A 20,324-nucleotide genomic window follows, 5' to 3' on the forward strand; every position below is an offset into this window, starting at 1 on the left:
GGCGGACCCCGGCGACTACGCTGACCACGGACCAGGGATGGGATGCGGGTCCGGCCAGGTCGCCCCCTACGGTATCGATCTAGAATCCAGGGGCAAAGGGTGATCATGAGCCGCGAACCCGCCAGACGTGGAAATGGGAGCTCAAGTCCGTGTCCGTCAGTGAAGTACCCAGTGAATTGACCGAACTCACCACCGCGGTGCTGCCCGAGGACTGGACTGACCTCGACAAGCGCGCGGTCGACACGATCCGCGTGCTCGCCGCCGACGCCGTGCAGAACGTCGGCAACGGCCACCCCGGCACCGCGATGAGCCTGGCGCCGCTGGCCTACACGCTCTACCAGCGCGCGATGCGCCACGACCCCAGCGACCCGGACTGGATCGGCCGCGACCGGTTCGTGCTGTCCTGCGGACACTCCAGCCTCACCCAGTACCTGCAGCTGTTCCTCTCCGGCTACGGCCTGGAGATCGAGGACATCGCCGCACTGCGCACCTGGGGCTCCAAGACCCCGGGCCACCCGGAGCACGGCCACACCAAGGGCGTGGAGATCACCACCGGCCCGCTGGGCCAGGGCCTGGCCTCCGCGGTCGGCATGGCGATGGCCGCCCGCCGCGAGCGCGGCCTGTTCGACCCGGACGCCAAGCCGGGTGAGAGTGTCTTCGATCACCACGTCTACGTGGTCGCCTCCGACGGCGACATCGCCGAGGGCGTCACCTCCGAGGCGTCGGCAATCGCGGGCCGCCAGCAGCTGGGCAACCTGATCGTCTTCTACGACGACAACGAGATCTCGATCGAGGACGACACCAAGATCGCGATGGCCGAGGACACGGCCAAGCGTTACGAGTCCTACGGCTGGCACGTGCAGCGCGTCCTCGGCGGCGAGAACGTCACCGGCATCCTCGAGGCGATCGAGAACGCCAAGGCCGAGACCGGCAAGCCGTCGTTCATCCTGCTGCGCACGGTGATCGGCTACCCGGCGCCGAAGCTGATGAACACCGGCAAGGCGCACGGCGCCGCGCTGGGCGACGAAGAGGTCGCCGCGGTCAAGAAGATCCTGGGCTTCGACCCGGAGAAGACCTTCGAGGTCGACCCGGCCGTGCTCGCCCACGCCCGCGAGGTCGGCGAGCGTGGCAAGGCCGCCCGCGCCGACTGGGAGACCGAGTTCGAGAAGTGGGCTCAGGCCAACCCGGAGCGCAAGGCACTGCTGGACCGGGCGAGCGCCTACAAGCTGCCCGCCGGCTTCGTCGAGGCGCTGCCGAGCTGGGACCCGGACGCCAAGGGCGTCGCCACCCGCAAGGCCTCCGGCGAGGTGCTCAACGCGATCGGCGACCTGCTGCCCGAGCTGTGGGGCGGCTCGGCCGACCTGGCCGAGAGCAACAACACCACGATCTCCGGCGCCGACTCGTTCGGTCCCGTGGAGTCGACCACGAAGCACTGGAACGCGCAGCCCTACGGCCGCACGCTGCACTTCGGTGTCCGCGAGCACGCCATGGGCTCGATCCTCAACGGCATCGTGCTGCACGGCCCGACCCGCCCCTACGGCGGCACGTTCCTGGTGTTCTCCGACTACATGCGCCCGGCGGTCCGGCTCGCCGCGCTGATGAAGCTGCCGGTCACCTACGTCTGGACGCACGACTCCATCGGCCTCGGCGAGGACGGCCCGACGCACCAGCCGATCGAGCACCTGGCCGCGCTGCGCGCGATCCCGGGCCTGGTCGTGCTGCGCCCGGGTGACGCCAACGAGACCGCCGCGGCCTGGAAGGCGATCCTGTCGCAGTCCGACGCCCCGGTCGGCCTCGCGCTGACCCGGCAGAACCTGCCCGTGCTGGAAGGCACGAAGGAGCTGGCGGGCGACAACGTCGCCAAGGGCGGCTACGTGCTGGCCGAGGAGACCGGCGGCCCCGCGCAGGTCGTGCTGATCGGCACCGGCTCGGAGCTGCAGCTCGCGGTCGAGGCCCGCAAGGTCCTCGAAGCCGACGGCATCCCGACCCGTGTTGTTTCCATGCCGTCCATGGAGTGGTTCCAGGATCAGGACCAGGCCTACCGCGACACCGTCATCCCGCCGACCGTCAAGGCGCGCGTGGCCGTCGAGGCGGGCATCGCCCAGCCGTGGCACCGCTACGTCGGCGACACCGGCGAGGTCATCTCGATCGAGCACTTCGGCGCGTCGGCGGACTACCAGACGCTGTTCCGCGAGTTCGGCTTCACGACCGAGGCCGTCGTGGCCGCGGCGCGTCGTTCGCTCACCGTGAATGGAGGCCAGAAGTGACCGACAACCTGAAGGCCCTTTCCGACGCCGGTGTCTCGATCTGGCTGGACGATCTGTCCCGCGAGCGCCTGACCTCGGGCAACCTCGCCGAGCTGATCCGCGAGCAGCACGTGGTCGGCGTGACGACCAACCCGACGATCTTCGCCGGCGCGCTGTCGGACGGCGAGGCGTACGACGCGCAGGTCCGTGAGCTGGCCGCGCGCGGCGCGTCGCTCGACGCGGTGGTCCGCGAGCTGACGACCACGGACGTGCGCAACGCGTGCGACCTGTTCCGCAGCCACCACTCGGCCTCCGACGGTGTCGACGGCCGGGTGTCGATCGAGGTCGACCCGCGGCTCGCGGCCGACACCGAGGCCACCGTGGCCGAGGCGGCCGACCTGTGGAAGACCGTCGACCGGCCGAACCTGCTGGTCAAGATCCCGGCCACGGTCGAGGGCATCCCCGCGATCGCGCGCACGCTCGCCGAGGGCATCAGCGTCAACGTCACGCTGATCTTCTCCGTCGAGCGCTACCGCGCGGTCATGGAGGCGTACCTGACCGGCCTGGAGCGGGCCAAGGAGAACGGCCACGCGCTCAAGTCGATCGAGTCGGTCGCGTCCTTCTTCGTGTCCCGTGTGGACACCGAGATCGACAAGCGGCTCGACGCCCTGGGCACCGACGAGGCGAAGGCGTTGCGCGGCAAGGCGGCCATCGCGAACGCCCGGCTCGCGTACGCGGCGTTCCAGGAGGTCTTCGCCGGTGAGCGCTGGGAGGCGCTCGCCGCCGAGGGCGCCCGCCCGCAGCGTCCACTGTGGGCCTCGACCGGTGTGAAGAACCCGGACTACGTGGACACCATGTACGTCGACGACCTCGTCGTCGCCGACACGGTCAACACCATGCCCGAGAAGACGCTGCGCGCGGTCGCCGATCACGGCAAGATCAGCGGTGACACCGTCACCGGCACCGCCGCGCAGGCGCAGGAGGTCTTCGACAAGCTCGCCGAGGTCGGGATCGACCTCGACGACGTCTTCCGGGTCCTGGAGACCGAGGGCGTCGACAAGTTCGAGAAGTCGTGGGCCGAATTGCTTGAGACAGTGCAGGGACAGCTCGACAAGGCGCACTAGGAAAGGCTGACGCCACGTGGCACACCCCGGAGAGACCGTCGCAGTAACCATCGTCGACCAGCGGCTCACCGAGGAAGCCGCTTCGCTCGTCCAACAACTGGTGGACGAGTCCGTGGCGTCGAAGCTCGCGGCTCAGGACCCCACGCTGTGGGGTCCTGAGGCCGAGGCCGAGTCGGCCGTTCGGCTGGCCTGGACCACGCTGCACGAGACCTCGCGCCCGCTGCTCGCCGAGATCGACGCCCTCCGCGCGGAACTGCACGCGGAGGGCGTCGACCGGGTGGTCCTCGCGGGCATGGGCGGCTCGTCGCTCGCCCCCGAGGTCATCACCGGCACGGCGGGTGTCCCGCTCGTCGTGCTCGACACCACCGACCCCGGCCAGGTGGCCGACGCGCTCGCGGGCGACCTGACCCGGACGGTGCTGGTGGTGTCGTCGAAGTCGGGGTCCACTGTGGAGACCGACAGCCACCGGCGGATCTTCGCCAAGGCGTTCGCCGACGAGGGCATCGACGCGGCCTCGCGCATCGTCGTGGTCACCGACCCGGGCTCGCCGATGGAAGCCGCTTCGGTGGAAGCGGGCTACCGCAAGGTGTTCCTGGCCAACCCGAACGTCGGCGGGCGCTACTCGGCGCTGACCGCGTTCGGCCTGGTGCCCGCCGGGCTCGCGGGCGCCGACGTCGCCGAACTGCTCGACGACGCGGCCGACGCGGCCCGGATTCTCAGCACCGACACCGAGGACAACCCGGCCCTGCTGTTGGCCGCCGCGCTCGGCGCCGCCCACTCGCGGGGCGCGGAGAAGGTCGTCATCGCCGACACCGGCTCCGGCATCAAGGGCTTCGGCGACTGGGCCGAGCAGCTCGTCGCCGAGTCCACCGGCAAGGACGGCACCGGCCTGCTGCCGGTGGTCGTGGCCGACGCCGACTCCCCCGGCTTCGCCGACGCGGGCGAGGACGCGACGCCCATCGCGATCGGCCCGCCGGTCAGCGCCATCGCCACGTCCGGTCCGCTCGGCGGGCAGATCCTGCTGTGGGAGTACGCCACCGCGATCGTGGGCAGGCTGCTGGGCATCAACCCGTTCGACCAGCCCGACGTCGAGGCGGCGAAGACGGCGGCGCGCGCGCTGCTCGACTCCCCCGACGCCTCGGCCGAGGTCGCTCCGTCCTTTGTGGATGGTGACGTCGAGCTGTATCCTTCCGACGGCTGGCTGCCCGAGGGCGTCGACTCGCTCCCGGGTGCGCTGACCGCGCTGCTCGACGCCGCGCCCGAGTTCGGCTACGTGTCCGTCCAGGCCTATCTCGACCGGCTCGACGACGCCTCGGCCCTGCTGCTGCGCTCGGAAGTCGCGCGGCGCAGCGGTTTGCAGACCACGTTCGGTTGGGGACCACGGTTCCTGCACTCGACCGGGCAGTACCACAAGGGCGGGCACCAGAACGGCGTGTTCCTCCAGATCACCGGCGCTGTGGAGGAAGACCTGCCGGTGCCCGACCGCCCCTACACCCTCGGCGTGCTCCAGCACGCCCAAGCTCTCGGCGACGGACAGGTCCTCGCCGACCACGGCAGGCCCGTCCTGCGACTGCACTTCACCGATCGCGCCGCGGGGCTCGCGCATCTGGTGAAGGCCCTCTCGGAGGTTAACCGGTGACAACGACCAAGCAGTGGGCCAACCCGCTGCGTGACGAGCGAGACAAGCGGCTGCCGCGGATCGCGGGGCCGTGCGGCCTGGTGATCTTCGGCGTGACCGGCGACCTGTCCCGCAAGAAGCTCATGCCCGCGATCTACGACCTGTCCAACCGCGGCCTGCTGCCGCCGGGCTTCTCCCTGGTCGGGTTCGCCCGCCGGGACTGGGCGGACCAGGACTTCGGGCAGATCGTCTACGAAGCGGTCAAGCAGCACGCGCGCACGCCGTTCCGTGAGGCCGTGTGGGACCGGCTCGCCGAGGGTTTCCGGTTCGTGCCGGGCACTTTCGACGACGACGCCTCGTTCGACACCCTCGCCACGACGATCGCCGACCTCGACCGCGAACGCGGCACCAGCGGCAACCACGCGTTCTACCTGTCGATCCCGCCGAGCGCGTTCCCGGTGGTGACCAAGCAACTCGCCCGCGCGGGGCTGGCCACTCCGGCCGGGCCGGACGAGTGGCGGCGGGTGGTCATCGAGAAGCCGTTCGGCCACGACCTGTCCTCGGCGGTCGCGCTGAACAAGGTCGTCAACAAGGTCTTCCCCGAGGAGTCGGTGTTCCGCATCGACCACTACCTCGGCAAGGAGACGGTGCAGAACCTGTTGGCGCTGCGGTTCGCCAACCAGCTGTTCGAGCCGATCTGGAACTCCCACTACGTCGACCACGTGCAGATCACCATGGCCGAGGACATCGGCCTCGGTGGGCGCGCGGGGTACTACGACGGCATCGGCGCGGCCCGCGACGTCATCCAGAACCACCTGCTGCAGCTGTTGGCGCTGACCGCCATGGAGGAGCCGGTCTCCTTCAACCCCAACGCTTTGCGCACCGAGAAGATCAAGGTGCTGGAGGCGACCAAACCGGTCGGGCCGTTCGCCGAGACCACCGCGCGCGGGCAGTACCTGGGCGGCTGGCAGGGCGGGCAGAAGGTGCTCGGGCTGCTGCAGGAGGAGGGTTTCGCGAAGACCTCCACCACGGAAACGTTCGCCGCGATCACGCTGGAGGTGAACACGCGGCGGTGGGCCGGGGTGCCGTTCTACCTGCGCACCGGCAAGCGGTTGGGCCGCCGGGTCACGGAGATCGCGGTCGTGTTCAAGCGCGCGCCGCACCTGCCGTTCGACGAGACGTCCACTGAGGAACTCGGGCAGAACGCGCTGGTGGTGCGGGTGCAGCCGGACGAGGGCATGACCATGCGCTTCGGCTCGAAGGTGCCGGGCAACGCCATGGAGGTCCGGGATGTGTCGATGGACTTCAGCTACGGCCACGCGTTCACCGAGTCGTCGCCGGAGGCCTACGAGCGGCTGATCCTCGACGTGCTGCTCGGGGAGCCGTCGCTGTTCCCGGTGAACCAGGAGGTCGAGCTGTCCTGGGAGATCTTGGAGCCGGTGCTGAAGTACTGGAAGACCGCGGGCAAGCCTGAGGGCTACGCCGCGGGCACGTGGGGACCCGAGTCGGCGGACAAGATGATGTCGCGGACCGGCAGGCACTGGAGGCGACCTTGATCATCGACCTGCCCTCAACGACGACTTCGCAGGTCAACAGCAAGCTGGTGCACCTGCGTGAGCAGGGCGGCGCCAACACCCTGGGCCGGGTGCTGACGCTGGTGATCGTCACCGACGACGGCGAGCGCGTCGAGGACGCCATCGACGCGGCGAACGACGCCAGCCGGGAGCACCCGTGCCGGGTGATCGTGGTGGCCCGCGGCGCGAAGAAAGCCGCGGCGCGGCTGGACGCGCAGATCCGGATCGGTGGCGACGCCGGGGCGAGCGAGGTGATCGTGCTGCGCCTTTACGGCCCGTTGGCCGACGAGGGCGCGAGCTGCGTGATCCCGCTGCTGCTTCCGGACGCGCCCGTGGTGGCGTGGTGGCCGTTCGAGGCGCCCGCGCGGCCCTCAGACGACCCGATCGGCAGGCTCGCGCAGCGGCGGATCACCGACTCGGCGGCCGAGCGGCACCCGATCAAGGCCCTGCAGACCCGCCAGAAGCAGTACGCCGACGGCGACACGGACCTGGCGTGGACCCGGCTGACCTTGTGGCGGGCGGTGCTGGCGGCTTCGCTGGACCTGCCGCCGTACGAGAAGGTCACCGCCGCGTCGGTCAGCGGCGGCGGCGACTCACCGTCGACCGACCTGCTCGCGGCGTGGCTGGCGACGTTCCTGAAGGTGCCGGTCAAGCGGATCAACGCGGGCGACGGGCACGGGATCGTCTCGGTGGCGATGGACCGCCGCTCGGGCACGGTGGAGTTGCAGCGGCCGGACGGCAAGGTCGGCACCCTGACCCAGCCGGGCCAGCCCGCGCGCCGGGTGGCCCTGCAGCGTCGGGAGGTGCGGGACTGCCTGTCGGAGGAACTGCGCAGGCTCGACGCGGACGAGATCTACGAGGCGACGCTCAACGGGCTGACCAAGGTCACCCGCGGCCGGGCGACAGCGGCCCGCAAGCCCGCCCCGGCGCAGACGGCGAACACGCCGAGGCCGTCGGCCAAGGTGGCGGCGAGAACCGCCGCGGCGGACAGCAAAGCCAAGACGACTACGGGAACCTCCACCGCGAAGTCTTCCGCGAAGACCACCGCGGCGGACGGCAAGGCGAAGCCGACAGGCGGCACGGCGAAGTCCTCGCCCAACGGATCACCCGCCTCGGCGAAGCCCCGCTCGTCGGCGGCAGGCTCCGCGGCGAAGAAGGCGGCGCCCAAGCCGAAGGCGGACTCATGAGCCGACCCCAGGTCGTCGTCTACCCGAGCCCGGCTCTGCTGGCGGCGGCAACCGCGGCCCGCCTGATCACCCGGCTCGTCGATGTGCAGGCCGCCACCGGGTCGGCGTCGCTGGTGCTGACCGGCGGCGGCACCGGCATCTCGGTGCTGGAGCAACTGCGCGCCACCCCGGCCCGCGACGCCGTGGACTGGTCCAACGTCGACCTGTACTGGGGCGACGAGCGGTTCCTGCCCTCAGGCCACCCGGACCGCAACGAAACCCAGGCAAGGGCGGCGTTGCTCGACCACGTTCCCGTGTCACCGGACCGAGTCCACGCGATGGCCCCTTCGGACGGCGAGTTCGGCAACGACCCGGAAGCCGCCGCAGCGGCCTACGCCGAGTTGCTGGCGAACGCGGCGGAGCCGGAGGATCACGGGCCGGTGCCGAAGTTCGACATCTGTCTGCTCGGGGTCGGGGAGGAAGGGCACACGCTGTCGGTGTTCCCGGGTTCCCCTGCGGTGTATGAGAAGGAGCGGACGGTGGTGGCGGTGCGCAACTGCCCCAAGCCGCCGCCTACGCGGATCAGCTTGACTCTGGAGGCGGCTCGCCGGTCGACTGAGGTGTGGCTGATGACGACGGGTGAGAACAAGGCTCCCGCTGTGGCGATGGCTTTGTCCGGTGCGGGAGAGGTTCAGCTGCCTGCGGCGGGTGCTCGCGGGACTCACCGGACCTTGTGGCTGCTGGACAAGCCTGCTGCGGCAAAGGTGCCCAACGTGTTCGCTCCGCCGCTGGCCTGACACGGCGGTCGGGGTGGTTCGCCGGCTTCGCGTGTGGGTGCCTGCTTGGGTGGTTCGCCTTGATTTGGGGCCCCTCCAAATGGGGCTGTGCGGGTCAAAGGCGGGGCAAAGGAAAGCCCACCCGCACCGCGAGTTTAGCCCCATTTGCCCCAAATCAAGGCGAACCACCCAACCAGGCCGTTCGGTTCGGCCCCTTGCGGCTGGTGGGTGGTCGCCCTTCGCTTCCCTCGTCGCTACCGCAGGCCGTTGCGGGTGGCGACCTTCACCAGGAGATCCGGGTCGTCGCTGATCAGGCCATCGACTCCGAGGTCGATCACTCGCTGCATCGTCGCCTCATCGTTCACCGTGTACGGCACCACCTTGAGCCCCCGCCGCTGCAATCCAGCGACGTCCGGACCGTGGAAGTACGCCGGGTCCTGTCGCAGGTACCAGTCCGGCGAAGTGACCTTGGTCTGGGCTGAGTCATGCACCTGCCAGTTCGCCGACACCGTCGTCGCGCCTGACTGGCGGACCAGTTTCGCCAGGTCCTGGTGTTTCCACCAGTCCAGGCCGCCGGTCCACGGGCTCTTCACCGAAGGATCGCCGTAAACCGCCTGCAGCGAGCACTCGTCGGCAAGCGCGGCGCACTCGGCCGGCCCGTACTGCCACACCAACGCCACCGTCCGCACCCGCGGGTCCAGCTCCCGAGCCAGCATGATCGTGCGCCAGTCAAAGGACTGCAGGGTGCTCCGGGAAGCGAAACCGGAGCGGCCGATTTCGCCGACCACCTTGCGGGTGAACACGTCATAAGGCGCTGTGTCGTCGGCAGTCGGGCTGATCTTCGTCTCGATGTTGAAGCCGATATCCGAACGCCCACTCGACCGAACCAGGTCGAACACCTCCGCGAGCGTGGGGATGCGCTCCCCCGGCGCGGCCTGCTGCGCCGGGAACTCCGGCAGCGTCTTCGACCCACAGTCGATCGTCTTGACCTGTGCCAGCGTCAGATCCCGGATGCGCTTCCCCACATAGGGAAACTCCGGGTCACCAGCGGAAACAGGCGCGGTGTCGACGCAGTGCGAGCCGTTCACCGTCCGGTCGTGGATCACCACGACCTGACCGTCCGCCGTAATCCCGGTATCCAGCTCCAAAGTGGACACCCCCGGATTGCGAAGCGCATGGGAGAAGGCAGCCAGGGTGTTCTCCGGCCGAACCGACCGCGCCCCACGATGGCCCTGGACGTCGAACGGCGACGCATAAGCACGCGGGAGGCGGTAGCCCCGCGAGGCGAGCAGGCCCCGCAGCCGGTCGGGGTAGTCGGTGATCAGACCGTCGACGCCGTCGTCGAGGAGCTTGGCCATGGTCGGCACGTCATTGACCGTCCACGGGATGACCTTGATCCCGTTGCGATGCGCGTGCGTCACCATCGCGCGGGTCACGTACGGGCGGTAGCCGGGGTCGACGACCGAACCGCCCTGAGGGAAGCCGTGCACCGGGGAGAACGCCGTGACACCGAAGGACTTCACGGCCGCGATGGGGTCGCCGCCGAAGTCGTCGATGTCGATGCCGCCCAGCCACGGCGAGGCGCCGGGCTTGCCGGTCTGCAGGAAGTCGAAGTTGGTCAGCGCGACCAGCGGCACCCGCGGCGCGACTTCACGCATCCGCATCAGCGCGCCCCAGTCGAAGCTCTGGACGCTAACCCGGCGCTCCACGCCCGCCGCCGCGATCTCGCGGGCGGTGAGTTGGACGAATTTCTCGCGCGGCGCGGTCTCGTGCGGGGCGCCCGCTTCGACCTTGGTCTCGATGTTGAACCGGACGTCCTTGGCGCCGTAGCGCTCGGCCAGCGCGAACACCTCGCGCAGCAGCGGCATCTTCGAGCCGGGCGCAAGCTCCTGCCCAGGACGGTCGGCGAGCCGGACCGACCCGCAGTCGAGCGTGCGGACCTGGGCGAACGACAGCGTGTGCACGAACTTCCCGACGTAGGGGAACTCCGGGTCGCCCGCGGCGACTGGTGCGGTGTCACGGCACTTGCGCGCGTCGACCCTGCGGTCGTGGGTGACCACCGCCTGCTCGTCCTCGGTGACCTGGACGTCGAGTTCCACAGTGGACACGCCGAGCCGGAACGCGTTGCCGAAAGCGCTGAGCGTGCTCTCCACGCGCAGACCAAGGCCGCCTCGGTGCGCTTGCAGGTCGAAAGCGCGAGTGGGCTCAGCTGAGACGGGAACAGCGGCGGGGACGGCGGAAAGGCAGGCCGCGGCGAGGACCACGGCACCTGCCCGGACTAACCGGGATGGGGTCATGCGCGGATCGTGGCAAGCCGAGATGGCCTACCGGTGGCCTGCGGGCAAACTCAGGACGCGCGCACGCGATCCGGGAACTCCGCGTCCAGCAGTCCGAGCATCGTGGTCGCCTTGACCGCCGTCTCCTCGTACTCCCCCGCCGGGTCCGACAGCGCGATGATCGCGCCGCCGACGCCGAAGCCGACCTGGCCGGGCCGGGCCACCAGGGTCCGGATCACCATGCTCAGATCGGCCGCGCCGCTCAGCGAGAAGTAGCCGATCGCTCCTGAGTAGACACCGCGCGGCCCGCGTTCGAGCCGGTCGATGATCTCCATGGTCCGCACCTTGGGTGCGCCGGTCATCGACCCGCCGGGGAACGCGGCGCGGACGCAACGGACGGCGGAGACCCCTTCGGACAGTTGCGCGCGGACGGTGCTGACCAGGTGGTGCACGGTCGCGTAGGTCTCCACCTCGAACAGCCCGGGCACGTGCACCGAGCCGATCTCGGCGTAGACGCCCAGGTCGTTGCGCACGAGGTCGACGATCATCAGGTTCTCGGCGCGGTCCTTCTCATCGGTGGCGAGGTCGTGGCGCAACGCCTCGTCCTCGGCCTCTGTGCGGCCGCGCGGGCGGGTGCCCTTGATCGGGCGGGACTCCACCAGGCCGGACGCCGTGACCGACAAGAACCGCTCGGGGGACGTGCTCAGCACCGACAGGTCCCCGAAGCGCAGCAGCGCGCCGAACGGGGCCGGGCTCTTGCGGCGCAAATACCGGTAGGCCTGCCACGGGTCGATCGTGGCGCCCGCGGTGAGCACGTTGGTCAGGCAGACCTCGTAGGTCTCGCCGTCGGCGATCGCGGCCTGGCACTCGTCGATCATCGCCAGGTACGCGGCGCGGTCGTGGCGCGGGGTCAGGGCGTCGGCGACCACACCGCGCTCCACCGGCTGCGCGGACGCGGGGGCGGCGGCGAGGTCGACCAGGCGGGCCGCGGTCTGCTCCGCCCACTCGGCGTCGAACGCCAGCAGGTACACCTCGCCGGTCGCGTGGTCGAACACCACCGCCCGGTCGACGAAAACCAACTGCGCGTCCGGGTCGGGCGAGTGGTGGACCCGGTCGGCGCCGCACTCGGCCTTGAGTTCGTAGCCCAGATAGCCCACCCAGCCCAGGGCGAAGCCGAACGGCAGGTCGGGGACCTCGACCCGCCACCGCGCCAGGTCGGCGTCGAGCCAGGCCAGGAACTCGTCCTGGACGACTTCGACGCCCGTGCGCGAGGTGATGGTGACCTGGCCGGTCCACACGTCGGCGGTGGCGACCCGGGCCAGCGGGCCGGCGGCGTCGCCGAGGAAGGAGAACCGGCCGCCGGTGGCGCTGTCGAGCCAGAAGGCGTGCGCGGAGTCGCGGTAGAGGGCGTCGAACGTCTCCTCCGCGGTGACCGGCACGGTCAGCTTGCGGACATGGACCCGCGCGGCGGGCGGCGGCTCGGGGTGGTGGGCCTCGGGGACCGGCGCGGCGACCACGGTCTCGCGCGGGTGTTCGGCCCACCAGCGGCGGGTCAGGTCGGCGAAGTTCGCCAGCAGCGCGTCGCCGTGTTCGGTGCACACCGACTCGGGGTGGAACTGCACGCCCCACGCGGGCCGCTCGCGGTGCCGCACGCCCATGAGGACGCCGTCCTCGGCCCAGGCGGTGGCCTCCAGCTCGTCGGGCAGGTCTTCGACGGCCAGGGAGTGGTAGCGCACGACCCGCATCGGCGACGGGATGCCCGCGAACAGCTCGCGGCCGTCGTGGCGGACCTCCGACAGCCTGCCGTGGCGCACCTCGGGCGCCCGGGTGACCTCCGCGCCCGCGAGCAGGCACAGCCCCTGGTGGCCCAGGCAGACGCCCAGCAGCGGCTGGCGCGCGGCGGCGAGGACGGCGCGGCTCAATCCCATGTCGCGGTGCACGCCGGGATGACCGGGGCCGGGCGAGATGACCACGTTGTCGAAATCGACCAGGCCGCCGAGGTCCCAGTCCTCATCATTTCGGACAACTGTCGGCCGAGCGCCATCGATGGCGGCCAAAGCCTGGTAAAGGTTGTAGGTGAAGGAGTCGTAGTTGTCGATGATCAGCGTGCGCAAATCTCCTCCTCCCTCCCCGCCAAGCTTGTGGCCGGCGATTTGCTCTCGCACAGAATCGGGCAATTCGTCGTCCCGATATGGGCGATTATCCGTCGTTGTGGGTAGCGAGCCCCGCGACTGCTCGTGGGCCAGAAAGGCGATCCATGCCACACCTACCGCGCCGCCCGGGCTCGAACCGCAAGAATGCTACAACCTCCAAGACCGTTCCCGAGCAGCGCGCGGCTACGCATGACCTGCCTGAGCAGCGAGAAACGGTCTTGGACACAGCGCTCGTCGATGGAGGTGGCACCCTGGTCGCCCAGATGGTCGTACCTGACGACACCGCGCTCGTGACGCCCGCCCGAACACCCGGGCGGCCGCGTCGCCGATTCCCCCTGCCGCCAAGACTCGCCGCCCTCTGGGCCGACCCCCGGGTCAGGGGAATCGTCTCCGACATCGCCGCCACGGCGATCGCCGCGCTCGACGTGTGGCTGGTCGAGCCGGACGGCGCCCCCGGCTACTCCAGTTGGCTGTCGTGGCTGGCCGTGCTGGCGATGCCGCTGCGCAGGCACGTGCCGTGCGTGGCGCTGGTGCTGACCATCCCGGGGTTCTTCACCGGGTGGGCCCAGCTCGCGGCCATGATCGCCCTCGGGACGCTGGCCAAGCGCTACCTGCTGACCTGGCGGACGCTGGTCGCCGCGTTCCTGGTCGGGCTGTGCAGATTCGTGCTGTGGCCGTGGGCCGACTTCCTCGAACTGACCTGGCGCGAACACTTCCTCGACGCCATCTACGGGGTGCTGGTCGCCGGGATGCCCGTGGCCATCGGCATGTTGATCACGGTCCGGCAGGAGCTGTCGGCCCGGATCAACCAGCTCGCCCGCAGCCGCGCCCGAGAGCAGCGCCTGCACGCCCAGACCGTGCGCTCGGCCGAACGGGCCAAACTCGCCCGGGAGATGCACGACGTGGTCTCCCACCAGGTGACCCTGATCGCGATGCAGGCCGGGGCGCTGAAGGTGTCGGCCAAGGACGCCGAGTCGGTGGACGCCGCGGAGACGATCCGCGCGCTGAGCACCCGGACCCTGGAGGAGCTGCGCGAGCTTGTCGGCGTCCTGCGCTCCGGTGGCGACGAGGACGAGTACCAGCCCGGCCTGGAGAACATCGGCACGCTCGTGCACGGCTGCGACGTGTCGGTGACGCTGGCGATGGAGGCGTCGCCGGAGCTGCTGCCCGCCCCGGTGTCGCGGGCGGCGTACCGGACGATCCAGGAGGCCTTGACCAACGTGCACAAGCACGCGGCGGGCTCACCGACGACGGTGCGGGTGCAGGCAGCCGGGTCGACGCTGGTGGTGGAAATCCGCAATGACCGGCCGAAATGCCGTCCATCAGGGCTTCCGTCGGGTGGGCACGGACTATTGGGACTGCGTGAACGGGCCGGTCTGCTCGGCGGCAGTTTTACCGCGGGCCCGACAGCGGACGGCGGATTCCGGGTGCGCGCCACCTATCCGCTTTCGGTTTAGATTTCAAATACTCGCCCGCCGACGTTGGTAAACGAAAAGCCACCCCAGGGAAATCCCTGGGGTGGCTTTTCAGCTGAAGGTCAGCCTTCGCGGCGGGCGCGGAGCTTGGCCAATGCCTCGGCCAGGATGGCTTCGCCATCGGCGTCCGAGCGGCGCTCCTTCACATAAGCGAGGTGCGTCTTGTACGGCTCGTTGCGCGGCGCCTTCGGCGGCTCTTTCTCGTCCAGTCCGGCCGGGAGGCCGCAGCGCGGGCAGTCCCAGGACTCTGGGCGCTCCGCGTCGAGGGCGAACGACGGACGCGACTCGTGTCCGTTCGCGCACCAGTAGGAAACTCGTTGCCGAGGGGCGGACTCGCCTCGCTCGGATTCACCCATGGGACCAGCCCCGACCCGGGTACCCCGGATCGCATTGCCACCGGCCATTGATGTTCACACCCCCACCACGTGGTTCGTCAGTTTGTCCTGCGAGCCCCGCCGCCTGGCCCCAGCCCGGCAGCGGGTGTATGCCGACTCAGATGACCTTGACGAGCAGGCCCAAGCCGATGACGCAGATGATCCAAACCGACCCGACGAACAGCGTCACACGGTCGAGGTTCTTCTCGACGACGCTGGAGCCGGAGAGGCTGGACTGCATTCCGCCGCCGAAGAGCGAGGAGAGGCCACCACCGCGACCGCGGTGCAGCAGCACCAACAGGATCAGCAGAAGGCTGGTCACAATAAGTGCGATCTGCAGGGTCAGAACCATGTCATCCTCGCTGTCAACGGTGGAAGCAACAGGCTACCTGGTGCGGCACAGGTCTTCGAGCACCGCCCCGGCCTGATCGCCGCGAACTGTTACCAGATATCCCGGGCGCCCGCATCCGCAAGAACGCCGCGGGCCGGGCAGCGCAATGCTACCCGGCCCGGGAAAAGCGTCCTCACCTACGGCAACGGTCCGCCTGCGGCCAGTGCGCAGAGCTTGGTGAACTCGTCGGCCTGCAGGCTCGCACCGCCGACGAGAGCGCCGTCGATGTCGTCCTGGGCGACCAGTTCGCCGATGCTGCCGGACTTCACCGAGCCGCCGTAGAGCACGCGCACGGTGTTGGCGACGTCGTCGCCGTACTTCTCCGACAGCTGCTTGCGCAGGGCGAAGCAGACTTCCTGCGCGTCCTGCGGGGTGGCCACCCGGCCGGTGCCGATCGCCCACACGGGCTCGTAGGCGATGACGACCTTGGCGACCTGCTCGGCCTTGAGACCCTTGAGGCCCTCGACGAGCTGCGTGGTGCAGTGCTCGACGTGGTTTCCGGCCTCGCGGACCTCGATGCGCTCGCCCAGGCACAGGATCGGCGTGATCCCGTGCTTGAGCGCGGCCTTGACCTTCTTGTTGACCAGCTCGTCGGTCTCCGCGTGGTACTCGCGGCGCTCCGAGTGGCCCACGGTGACGTAGCTGCAGCCGAGCTTGGCGAGCATCAGGCCCGACACGTCGCCGGTGTAGGCACCGGAGTCGTGCGGGGAGATGTCCTGCGCGCCGTACTTGAGCAGCAGCTTGTCGCCGTCGGTCATGGTCTGGATCGACCGGATGTCGGTGAACGGCGGCAGCACGGCCACCTCCACCTTCGCGTAGTACTTCTCGGGCAGCGAGAAGGCGATCTTCTGCACCAGGGCGATGGCCTCGAGGTGGTTGAGGTTCATCTTCCAGTTGCCCGCGATCAGGACTTGCCTTGCCACGTTCAGGCCTCCAGGACCGCTACGCCGGGGAGCTCTTTGCCCTCCAGGTATTCCAGCGACGCGCCGCCGCCGGTGGAGATGTGGGAGAACCCGTCCTCGGGCAGGCCGAGCAGCCGCACGGCCGCGGCCGAGTCGCCGCCGCCGACGACGGAGAACGAGTCACCGTCGACGATCGCCTGGGCCACACCGCGAGTGCCCGCCGCGAACGGAGCCAGCTCGAACACGCCCATGGGGCCGTTCCAGAAGACCGTTCCCGCGTCGCGCAGGACCTTGCCGTAGGCGGCGACGCTGTCCGGGCCGATGTCGAGGCCCTTCCAGCCGTCGCGGATCTCCGTGGCGGGCACCGTCTCGGTGTTGGCCTCGGCGGAGAAGTCGTCGGCGATGACGATGTCGGTCGGCAGCACGATCTTGCCGTCCGCGTCGGCCAGCAGCTTCTTGCAGGTGTCGACCATCTCGGCTTCGAGCAGCGAGTCGCCGATCCCGTGGCCCTGGGCCGCGAGGAAGGTGAAGCACATGCCGCCGCCGACGAGGAGCGTGTCGACCTTGGGCAGCAGCGACTCGATGACCGCGAGCTTGTCCGACACCTTGGAGCCGCCCAGCGCGACCACGTACGGCCGCTTGGGCTCGCCCGCGAGCTGCCGGAGCACCTCGACCTCGGCGAGCACCAGGCCGCCGGCGTAGGCCGGGAGCTTGGTGGCGATGTCGTAGACCGAGGCCTGCTTGCGGTGCACCACACCGAAACCGTCGGAGACGAACGCGCCGTCAGTGCCGACCAGCGCGGCGAACTCGTCGGCGAGGGCACCGCGCTCGGCGGCGTCCTTGCTCGACTCGCGCGCGTCGAACCGCACGTTCTCCAGCAGCGCGACGCCGCCGTCGGCCAGGCCGTCCACAGTGGACTTGGCGGACTCCCCCACGACGTCCGTCGCGAGCGCGACGGGCTTGCCGAGGAGTTCGCCGAGCCGCGTGGCGACCGGGGCGAGGGAGAACTTGGGGTCCGGGCTGCCCTTGGGCCTGCCCAGGTGCGCCGCGACGACGACCTTCGCGCCGGCTTCCGCCAGCTTGGAGATCGTCGGCAGCGACGCCTGAACGCGGCCGTCGTCGGTGATCTTGTCGCCGTCGAGTGGGACGTTCAGGTCGGAGCGCACGAATACGCGCCGACCCTGGACGCCCTCGGCGATCAGGTCGTCGAGAGTTTTCATCGCGGTCAGAGCTTGGAGGCGACGAGCGCGGTCAGGTCGGCGAGGCGGTTGGAGTAGCCCCACTCGTTGTCGTACCAGCCGACGACCTTGACCTGGTTGCCATTGACCTTGGTCAGCGGCGCGTCGTAGATGCAGGAGGCCGGGTCGCCGACGATGTCGGTGGAGACGATCGGGTCCTCGTTGTAGCGCAGGATGCCGGCGAGGGCGCCTTCGGCGGCGGCCTTGTAGGCGGCGTTGACCTCTTCGAGGCTCACCTCGCGGCCCAGGGTGACCGTGAGGTCGGTGGCCGAGCCGGTCGGCACGGGCACGCGCAGCGCGTAGCCGTCGAGCTTGCCCTTGAGCTCGGGCAGGACCAGGCCGATGGCCTTCGCGGCACCGGTCGAGGTCGGCACGATGTTCAGGGCGGCGGCGCGGGCGCGACGAAGGTCGCTGTGCGGGGCGTCCTGCAGGTTCTGGTCCTGGGTGTAGGCGTGGATCGTGGTCATCAGACCACGCTCGACGACGAACGAGTCGTGCAGCACCTTCGCCAGCGGAGCCAGGCAGTTGGTGGTGCAGGAGGCGTTGGAGATGACGGTCTGCGAGCCGTCGTACTGGTCGTCGTTGGCGCCGAGGACGACGGTCAGGTCCTCACCCTTGGCGGGCGCGGAGATGATGACCTTCTTGGCCCCACCCTCGTCGACGTGCTTGCGCGCGTCCGCGGCGTTGGTGAAGAACCCGGTGGACTCGATCACGACGTCGACGCCGAGGTCCTTCCAGGGCAGCTTGCCCGGGTCGCGCTCGGCGAGGGCCTTGAGGTGGTGGTCGCCGACCTGGATGCCCTCGTCGGTCACCTTCACGTCGTGGGGCAGGCGGCCCAGCACGCTGTCGTACTTGAGCAGGTGCGCCATGGTGTTGATGTCACCGAGGTCGTTGAAGGCCACGATCTCGATGTCGTGGTCGCTGGCCTCGAGCGCCCGCCAGAAATTGCGGCCGATGCGACCGAAACCGTTGACACCTACGCGAACCGTCACCGTGCGTCTCCCTTGGGCTGGCTTACTGGTACTCCGATGAACCCTAGCGCCCGGGCGTGGTGCCGCAGGTCAAGAGGTCAGCGGTCTCTCTTTATCGAATCAGAGAGACGTCATGAACACCAGAGGCCTGGCCGAGGTGATTGAGCGCCGGTGACTGAAACACGGCTGATGGGTCGGGATGCGGGCCGGAGTGGAGTCCGCCCGCCCCCACGTCGGGCGGACTCCAGTCCGATTCCCCCCTCTCGCGGATGCTCCTCCCCCAAGCAGCACCCGCGCTCCCATGAGTTCAAGTGCGGGGTTTTGGGGTGGGGATACATGGATGAGACGGGGGTCACATTTTTGGGTTCTTCGGGCTGCGCTTCACCGGCGTCTTGGGGGCTCACCGGCGTCTTGGGGGCTCACCGGCGTCTTGGGCATGGGGTGCCTGTTTGGGTGGTTCGCCTTGATTCGGGGACCCCGGAGAAGGACCTGCGCGGGTAAAGCGGGCAGGGTGAAGAAACTGCCCCGCGCCACGCGAGTTTAGGTCCTTCTCCCCCCGAATCAAGGCGAACCACCCAAACAGGCCGTTGCGTTGGGCCCCTTGCGATCCGGGGGTTGGGATGGCCACCACCACCCCACAGGCCGCCCTGTTCCGCGCCTTGCGATGCGGCAATCCGGTGGCGTCACATCTCTACGCCCACGGAGACTCAACCCGACGCCCGAGGCGAGGCCACCAACCCCACTGCAGCTTCGGGTGGTTGGGCTTTATTCGGGGCGGAGATGGCCCTACCCTCGCGGGGGCGGGGCTTCCCTTTCCCCACGCTCTTGACCCGCAGGGCCATCTCAGGGGTCCCCGAATCAAGCCCAACCACCCGAAGGTGCACCCACCACCCAAGCCCGGTGTGTGGACCCACCACACAAGTCGGGGAATCAAGCCCCGCATCGAGAACCCAGCCACCCCACAGGGGAACCCGGTACCGCGAGGCGTCGCCCTGTTAAGCGTCGGCCTCGAGCATGTCCGGGGTGACAGCCGATTCCGTGTCCGGCAAGCCAAGTTCCTTCGCCCGCTTGTCGGCCATCGCCAACAGGCGACGAATCCGGCCCGCCACCGCGTCCTTCGTCATCGGCGGCTCCGAGAGCTGACCCAGTTCCTCCAACGACGCCTGCTTGTTCTTCAACCGCAGCTCCCCCGCAGCGGTCAGGTGTTCCGGCGCCTCCGGCCCCAAGATCTCCATCGCGCGCTCCACCCGGGCAGCGGCGGCAACCGCCGCACGGGCGCTGCGGCGCAGGTTGGCGTCGTCGAAGTTTGCCAGGCGGTTGGCGGTGGCCCGCACCTCCCGGCGCATGCGGCGTTCTTCCCATGCCAGGACGCTGGAGTGGGCACCCAGCCTCGTGAGCATGGCGCCGATGGCGTCGCCGTCGCGGACGACGACTCTGTCCGCTCCGCGGACCTCGCGGGACTTGGCCTGGATGCCCATGCGCCGCGCGGCGCCGACGATGGCCAGGGCGGCTTCGGGGCCGGGGCAGGTGATCTCCATCGCCGACGAGCGGCCGGGTTCGGTCAGGCTGCCGTGGGCGAGGAACGCGCCGCGCCACGCGGCTTCGGCGTCGCAGACGCCGCCGGAGACGACGGGGGCGGGCAGGCCACGCACCGGGCGGCCGCGCGGGTCCAGCAGGCCCGTCTGGCGGGCCAGGCCGTCGCCGTCCTTGACCACCCGGACGACATACCTCGTGCCTTTGCGCAGGCCACCGGAGGTGATCACGTGCACGTCCGCGTGGTGCCCGTACAGGTCATGGATGTCCTTGCGCAGGCGACGGGCCGCCGAGCCGGTGTCCAACTCGGCCTCGACCACCACCCGCCCGGCCACGATGTGCAGGCCGCCGGCGAACCGCAGCAGCGACGACACCTCAGCACGCCTGCAGCACGTCTTGGACACCGCCAGTCTGCTCAGCTCGTCCTTGACCGCGGCTGTCATCGCCACTGGTACTCCTCTCCCTGGCCCGGGATACGGGCCGCCCCGCCGTCTATCCCACCACGAC

15 protein-coding genes are annotated in these 20,324 nt (G+C 69.8%); 7 read left to right on the forward strand and 8 right to left on the reverse strand.

The window, feature by feature from the left end; translation table 11 throughout:
* The first annotated feature begins 149 nt into the window (after nucleotides 1-149).
* Genes tkt through pgl form a run of 6 tightly spaced genes read left to right on the forward strand, consistent with a single transcriptional unit; the run spans nucleotide 150 to nucleotide 8,525 of the window.
* The gene (gene tkt / locus C8E96_RS28270) at nucleotides 150-2,267 is read left to right on the forward strand and encodes a transketolase (RefSeq protein WP_228770265.1); all 2,118 of its coding nucleotides are present in this window, start codon (nucleotides 150-152) and stop codon (nucleotides 2,265-2,267) included.
* On the forward strand, nucleotides 2,264-3,370 hold the full coding sequence (gene tal / locus C8E96_RS28275) for a transaldolase (RefSeq protein WP_091383280.1): 1,107 nt from the start codon (nucleotides 2,264-2,266) through the stop codon (nucleotides 3,368-3,370). The genes tkt and tal overlap by 4 nt, the downstream gene beginning before the upstream one ends.
* Nucleotides 3,371-3,386: 16 nt before the next feature.
* Nucleotides 3,387-5,009 (forward strand): glucose-6-phosphate isomerase, encoded by a 1,623-nt coding sequence (locus C8E96_RS28280; protein ID WP_091383279.1) that lies wholly within the window; start codon nucleotides 3,387-3,389, stop codon nucleotides 5,007-5,009.
* The gene (gene zwf, locus C8E96_RS28285) at nucleotides 5,006-6,544 is read left to right on the forward strand and encodes a glucose-6-phosphate dehydrogenase (RefSeq protein ID WP_091383278.1); all 1,539 of its coding nucleotides are present in this window, start codon (nucleotides 5,006-5,008) and stop codon (nucleotides 6,542-6,544) included. Before C8E96_RS28280 ends, zwf begins: the two co-directional genes overlap by 4 nt.
* Nucleotides 6,541-7,749 (forward strand): glucose-6-phosphate dehydrogenase assembly protein OpcA, encoded by a 1,209-nt coding sequence (gene opcA / locus C8E96_RS28290; protein ID WP_091383277.1) that lies wholly within the window; start codon nucleotides 6,541-6,543, stop codon nucleotides 7,747-7,749. The genes zwf and opcA overlap by 4 nt, the downstream gene beginning before the upstream one ends.
* Nucleotides 7,746-8,525 (forward strand): 6-phosphogluconolactonase, encoded by a 780-nt coding sequence (pgl, locus tag C8E96_RS28295; RefSeq protein ID WP_091383276.1) that lies wholly within the window; start codon nucleotides 7,746-7,748, stop codon nucleotides 8,523-8,525. The genes opcA and pgl overlap by 4 nt, the downstream gene beginning before the upstream one ends.
* A 233-nt stretch (nucleotides 8,526-8,758) precedes the next feature.
* Here the strand turns inward: pgl and C8E96_RS34690 are convergent, their stop codons facing one another.
* Both C8E96_RS34690 and pabB read right to left on the reverse strand, forming a co-directional pair.
* The gene (locus C8E96_RS34690) at nucleotides 8,759-10,801 is read right to left on the reverse strand and encodes a glycerophosphodiester phosphodiesterase family protein (protein ID WP_091383275.1); all 2,043 of its coding nucleotides are present in this window, start codon (nucleotides 10,799-10,801) and stop codon (nucleotides 8,759-8,761) included.
* Nucleotides 10,802-10,851: 50 nt separating this feature from the next.
* Entirely contained in the window at nucleotides 10,852-12,894 is a 2,043-nt protein-coding gene (gene pabB, locus C8E96_RS28305; RefSeq protein ID WP_091383274.1) for an aminodeoxychorismate synthase component I, read from the reverse strand.
* Nucleotides 12,895-13,196: 302 nt separating this feature from the next.
* Here pabB and C8E96_RS28310 point away from each other — a divergent pair, with 302 nt between their 5' ends.
* Nucleotides 13,197-14,390, forward strand: a complete 1,194-nt coding sequence (locus C8E96_RS28310) for a sensor histidine kinase (protein WP_091383326.1) — start codon at nucleotides 13,197-13,199, stop codon at nucleotides 14,388-14,390.
* Between the two features lie 80 nt (nucleotides 14,391-14,470).
* On the opposite strand, the gene C8E96_RS28315 is transcribed toward C8E96_RS28310, so the two are convergent.
* The 6 genes from C8E96_RS28315 to whiA all read right to left on the reverse strand — a co-directional run bounded on the left by C8E96_RS28315 (nucleotide 14,471) and on the right by whiA (nucleotide 20,266).
* A complete protein-coding gene (locus tag C8E96_RS28315; protein WP_091383273.1) occupies nucleotides 14,471-14,812 on the reverse strand; it encodes an RNA polymerase-binding protein RbpA in 342 nt (113 codons plus the stop codon).
* Between the two features lie 88 nt (nucleotides 14,813-14,900).
* On the reverse strand, nucleotides 14,901-15,134 hold the full coding sequence (gene secG / locus C8E96_RS28320; RefSeq protein WP_091383272.1) for a preprotein translocase subunit SecG: 234 nt from the start codon (nucleotides 15,132-15,134) through the stop codon (nucleotides 14,901-14,903).
* Between the two features lie 176 nt (nucleotides 15,135-15,310).
* Nucleotides 15,311-16,096, reverse strand: a complete 786-nt coding sequence (gene tpiA / locus C8E96_RS28325) for a triose-phosphate isomerase (protein ID WP_091383271.1) — start codon at nucleotides 16,094-16,096, stop codon at nucleotides 15,311-15,313.
* 2 nt (nucleotides 16,097-16,098) lie between these two features.
* Nucleotides 16,099-17,295 carry a phosphoglycerate kinase gene (locus tag C8E96_RS28330; protein WP_091383270.1) on the reverse strand — a complete coding sequence of 399 codons (1,197 nt, stop codon included), beginning with the start codon at nucleotides 17,293-17,295 and terminating at the stop codon, nucleotides 16,099-16,101.
* A gap of 5 nt (nucleotides 17,296-17,300) precedes the next feature.
* Complete coding sequence (gene gap, locus C8E96_RS28335; RefSeq protein WP_091383269.1) at nucleotides 17,301-18,305, reverse strand: type I glyceraldehyde-3-phosphate dehydrogenase; 1,005 nt, start codon at nucleotides 18,303-18,305, stop codon at nucleotides 17,301-17,303.
* A 974-nt stretch (nucleotides 18,306-19,279) separates the two neighbouring features.
* Complete coding sequence (whiA, locus tag C8E96_RS28340) at nucleotides 19,280-20,266, reverse strand: DNA-binding protein WhiA (RefSeq protein ID WP_091383268.1); 987 nt, start codon at nucleotides 20,264-20,266, stop codon at nucleotides 19,280-19,282.
* Nucleotides 20,267-20,324 lie beyond the last annotated feature (58 nt).

This window comes from Actinokineospora alba (assembly GCF_004362515.1).
Taxonomy (GTDB): Bacteria; Actinomycetota; Actinomycetes; order Mycobacteriales; family Pseudonocardiaceae; genus Actinokineospora; species Actinokineospora alba.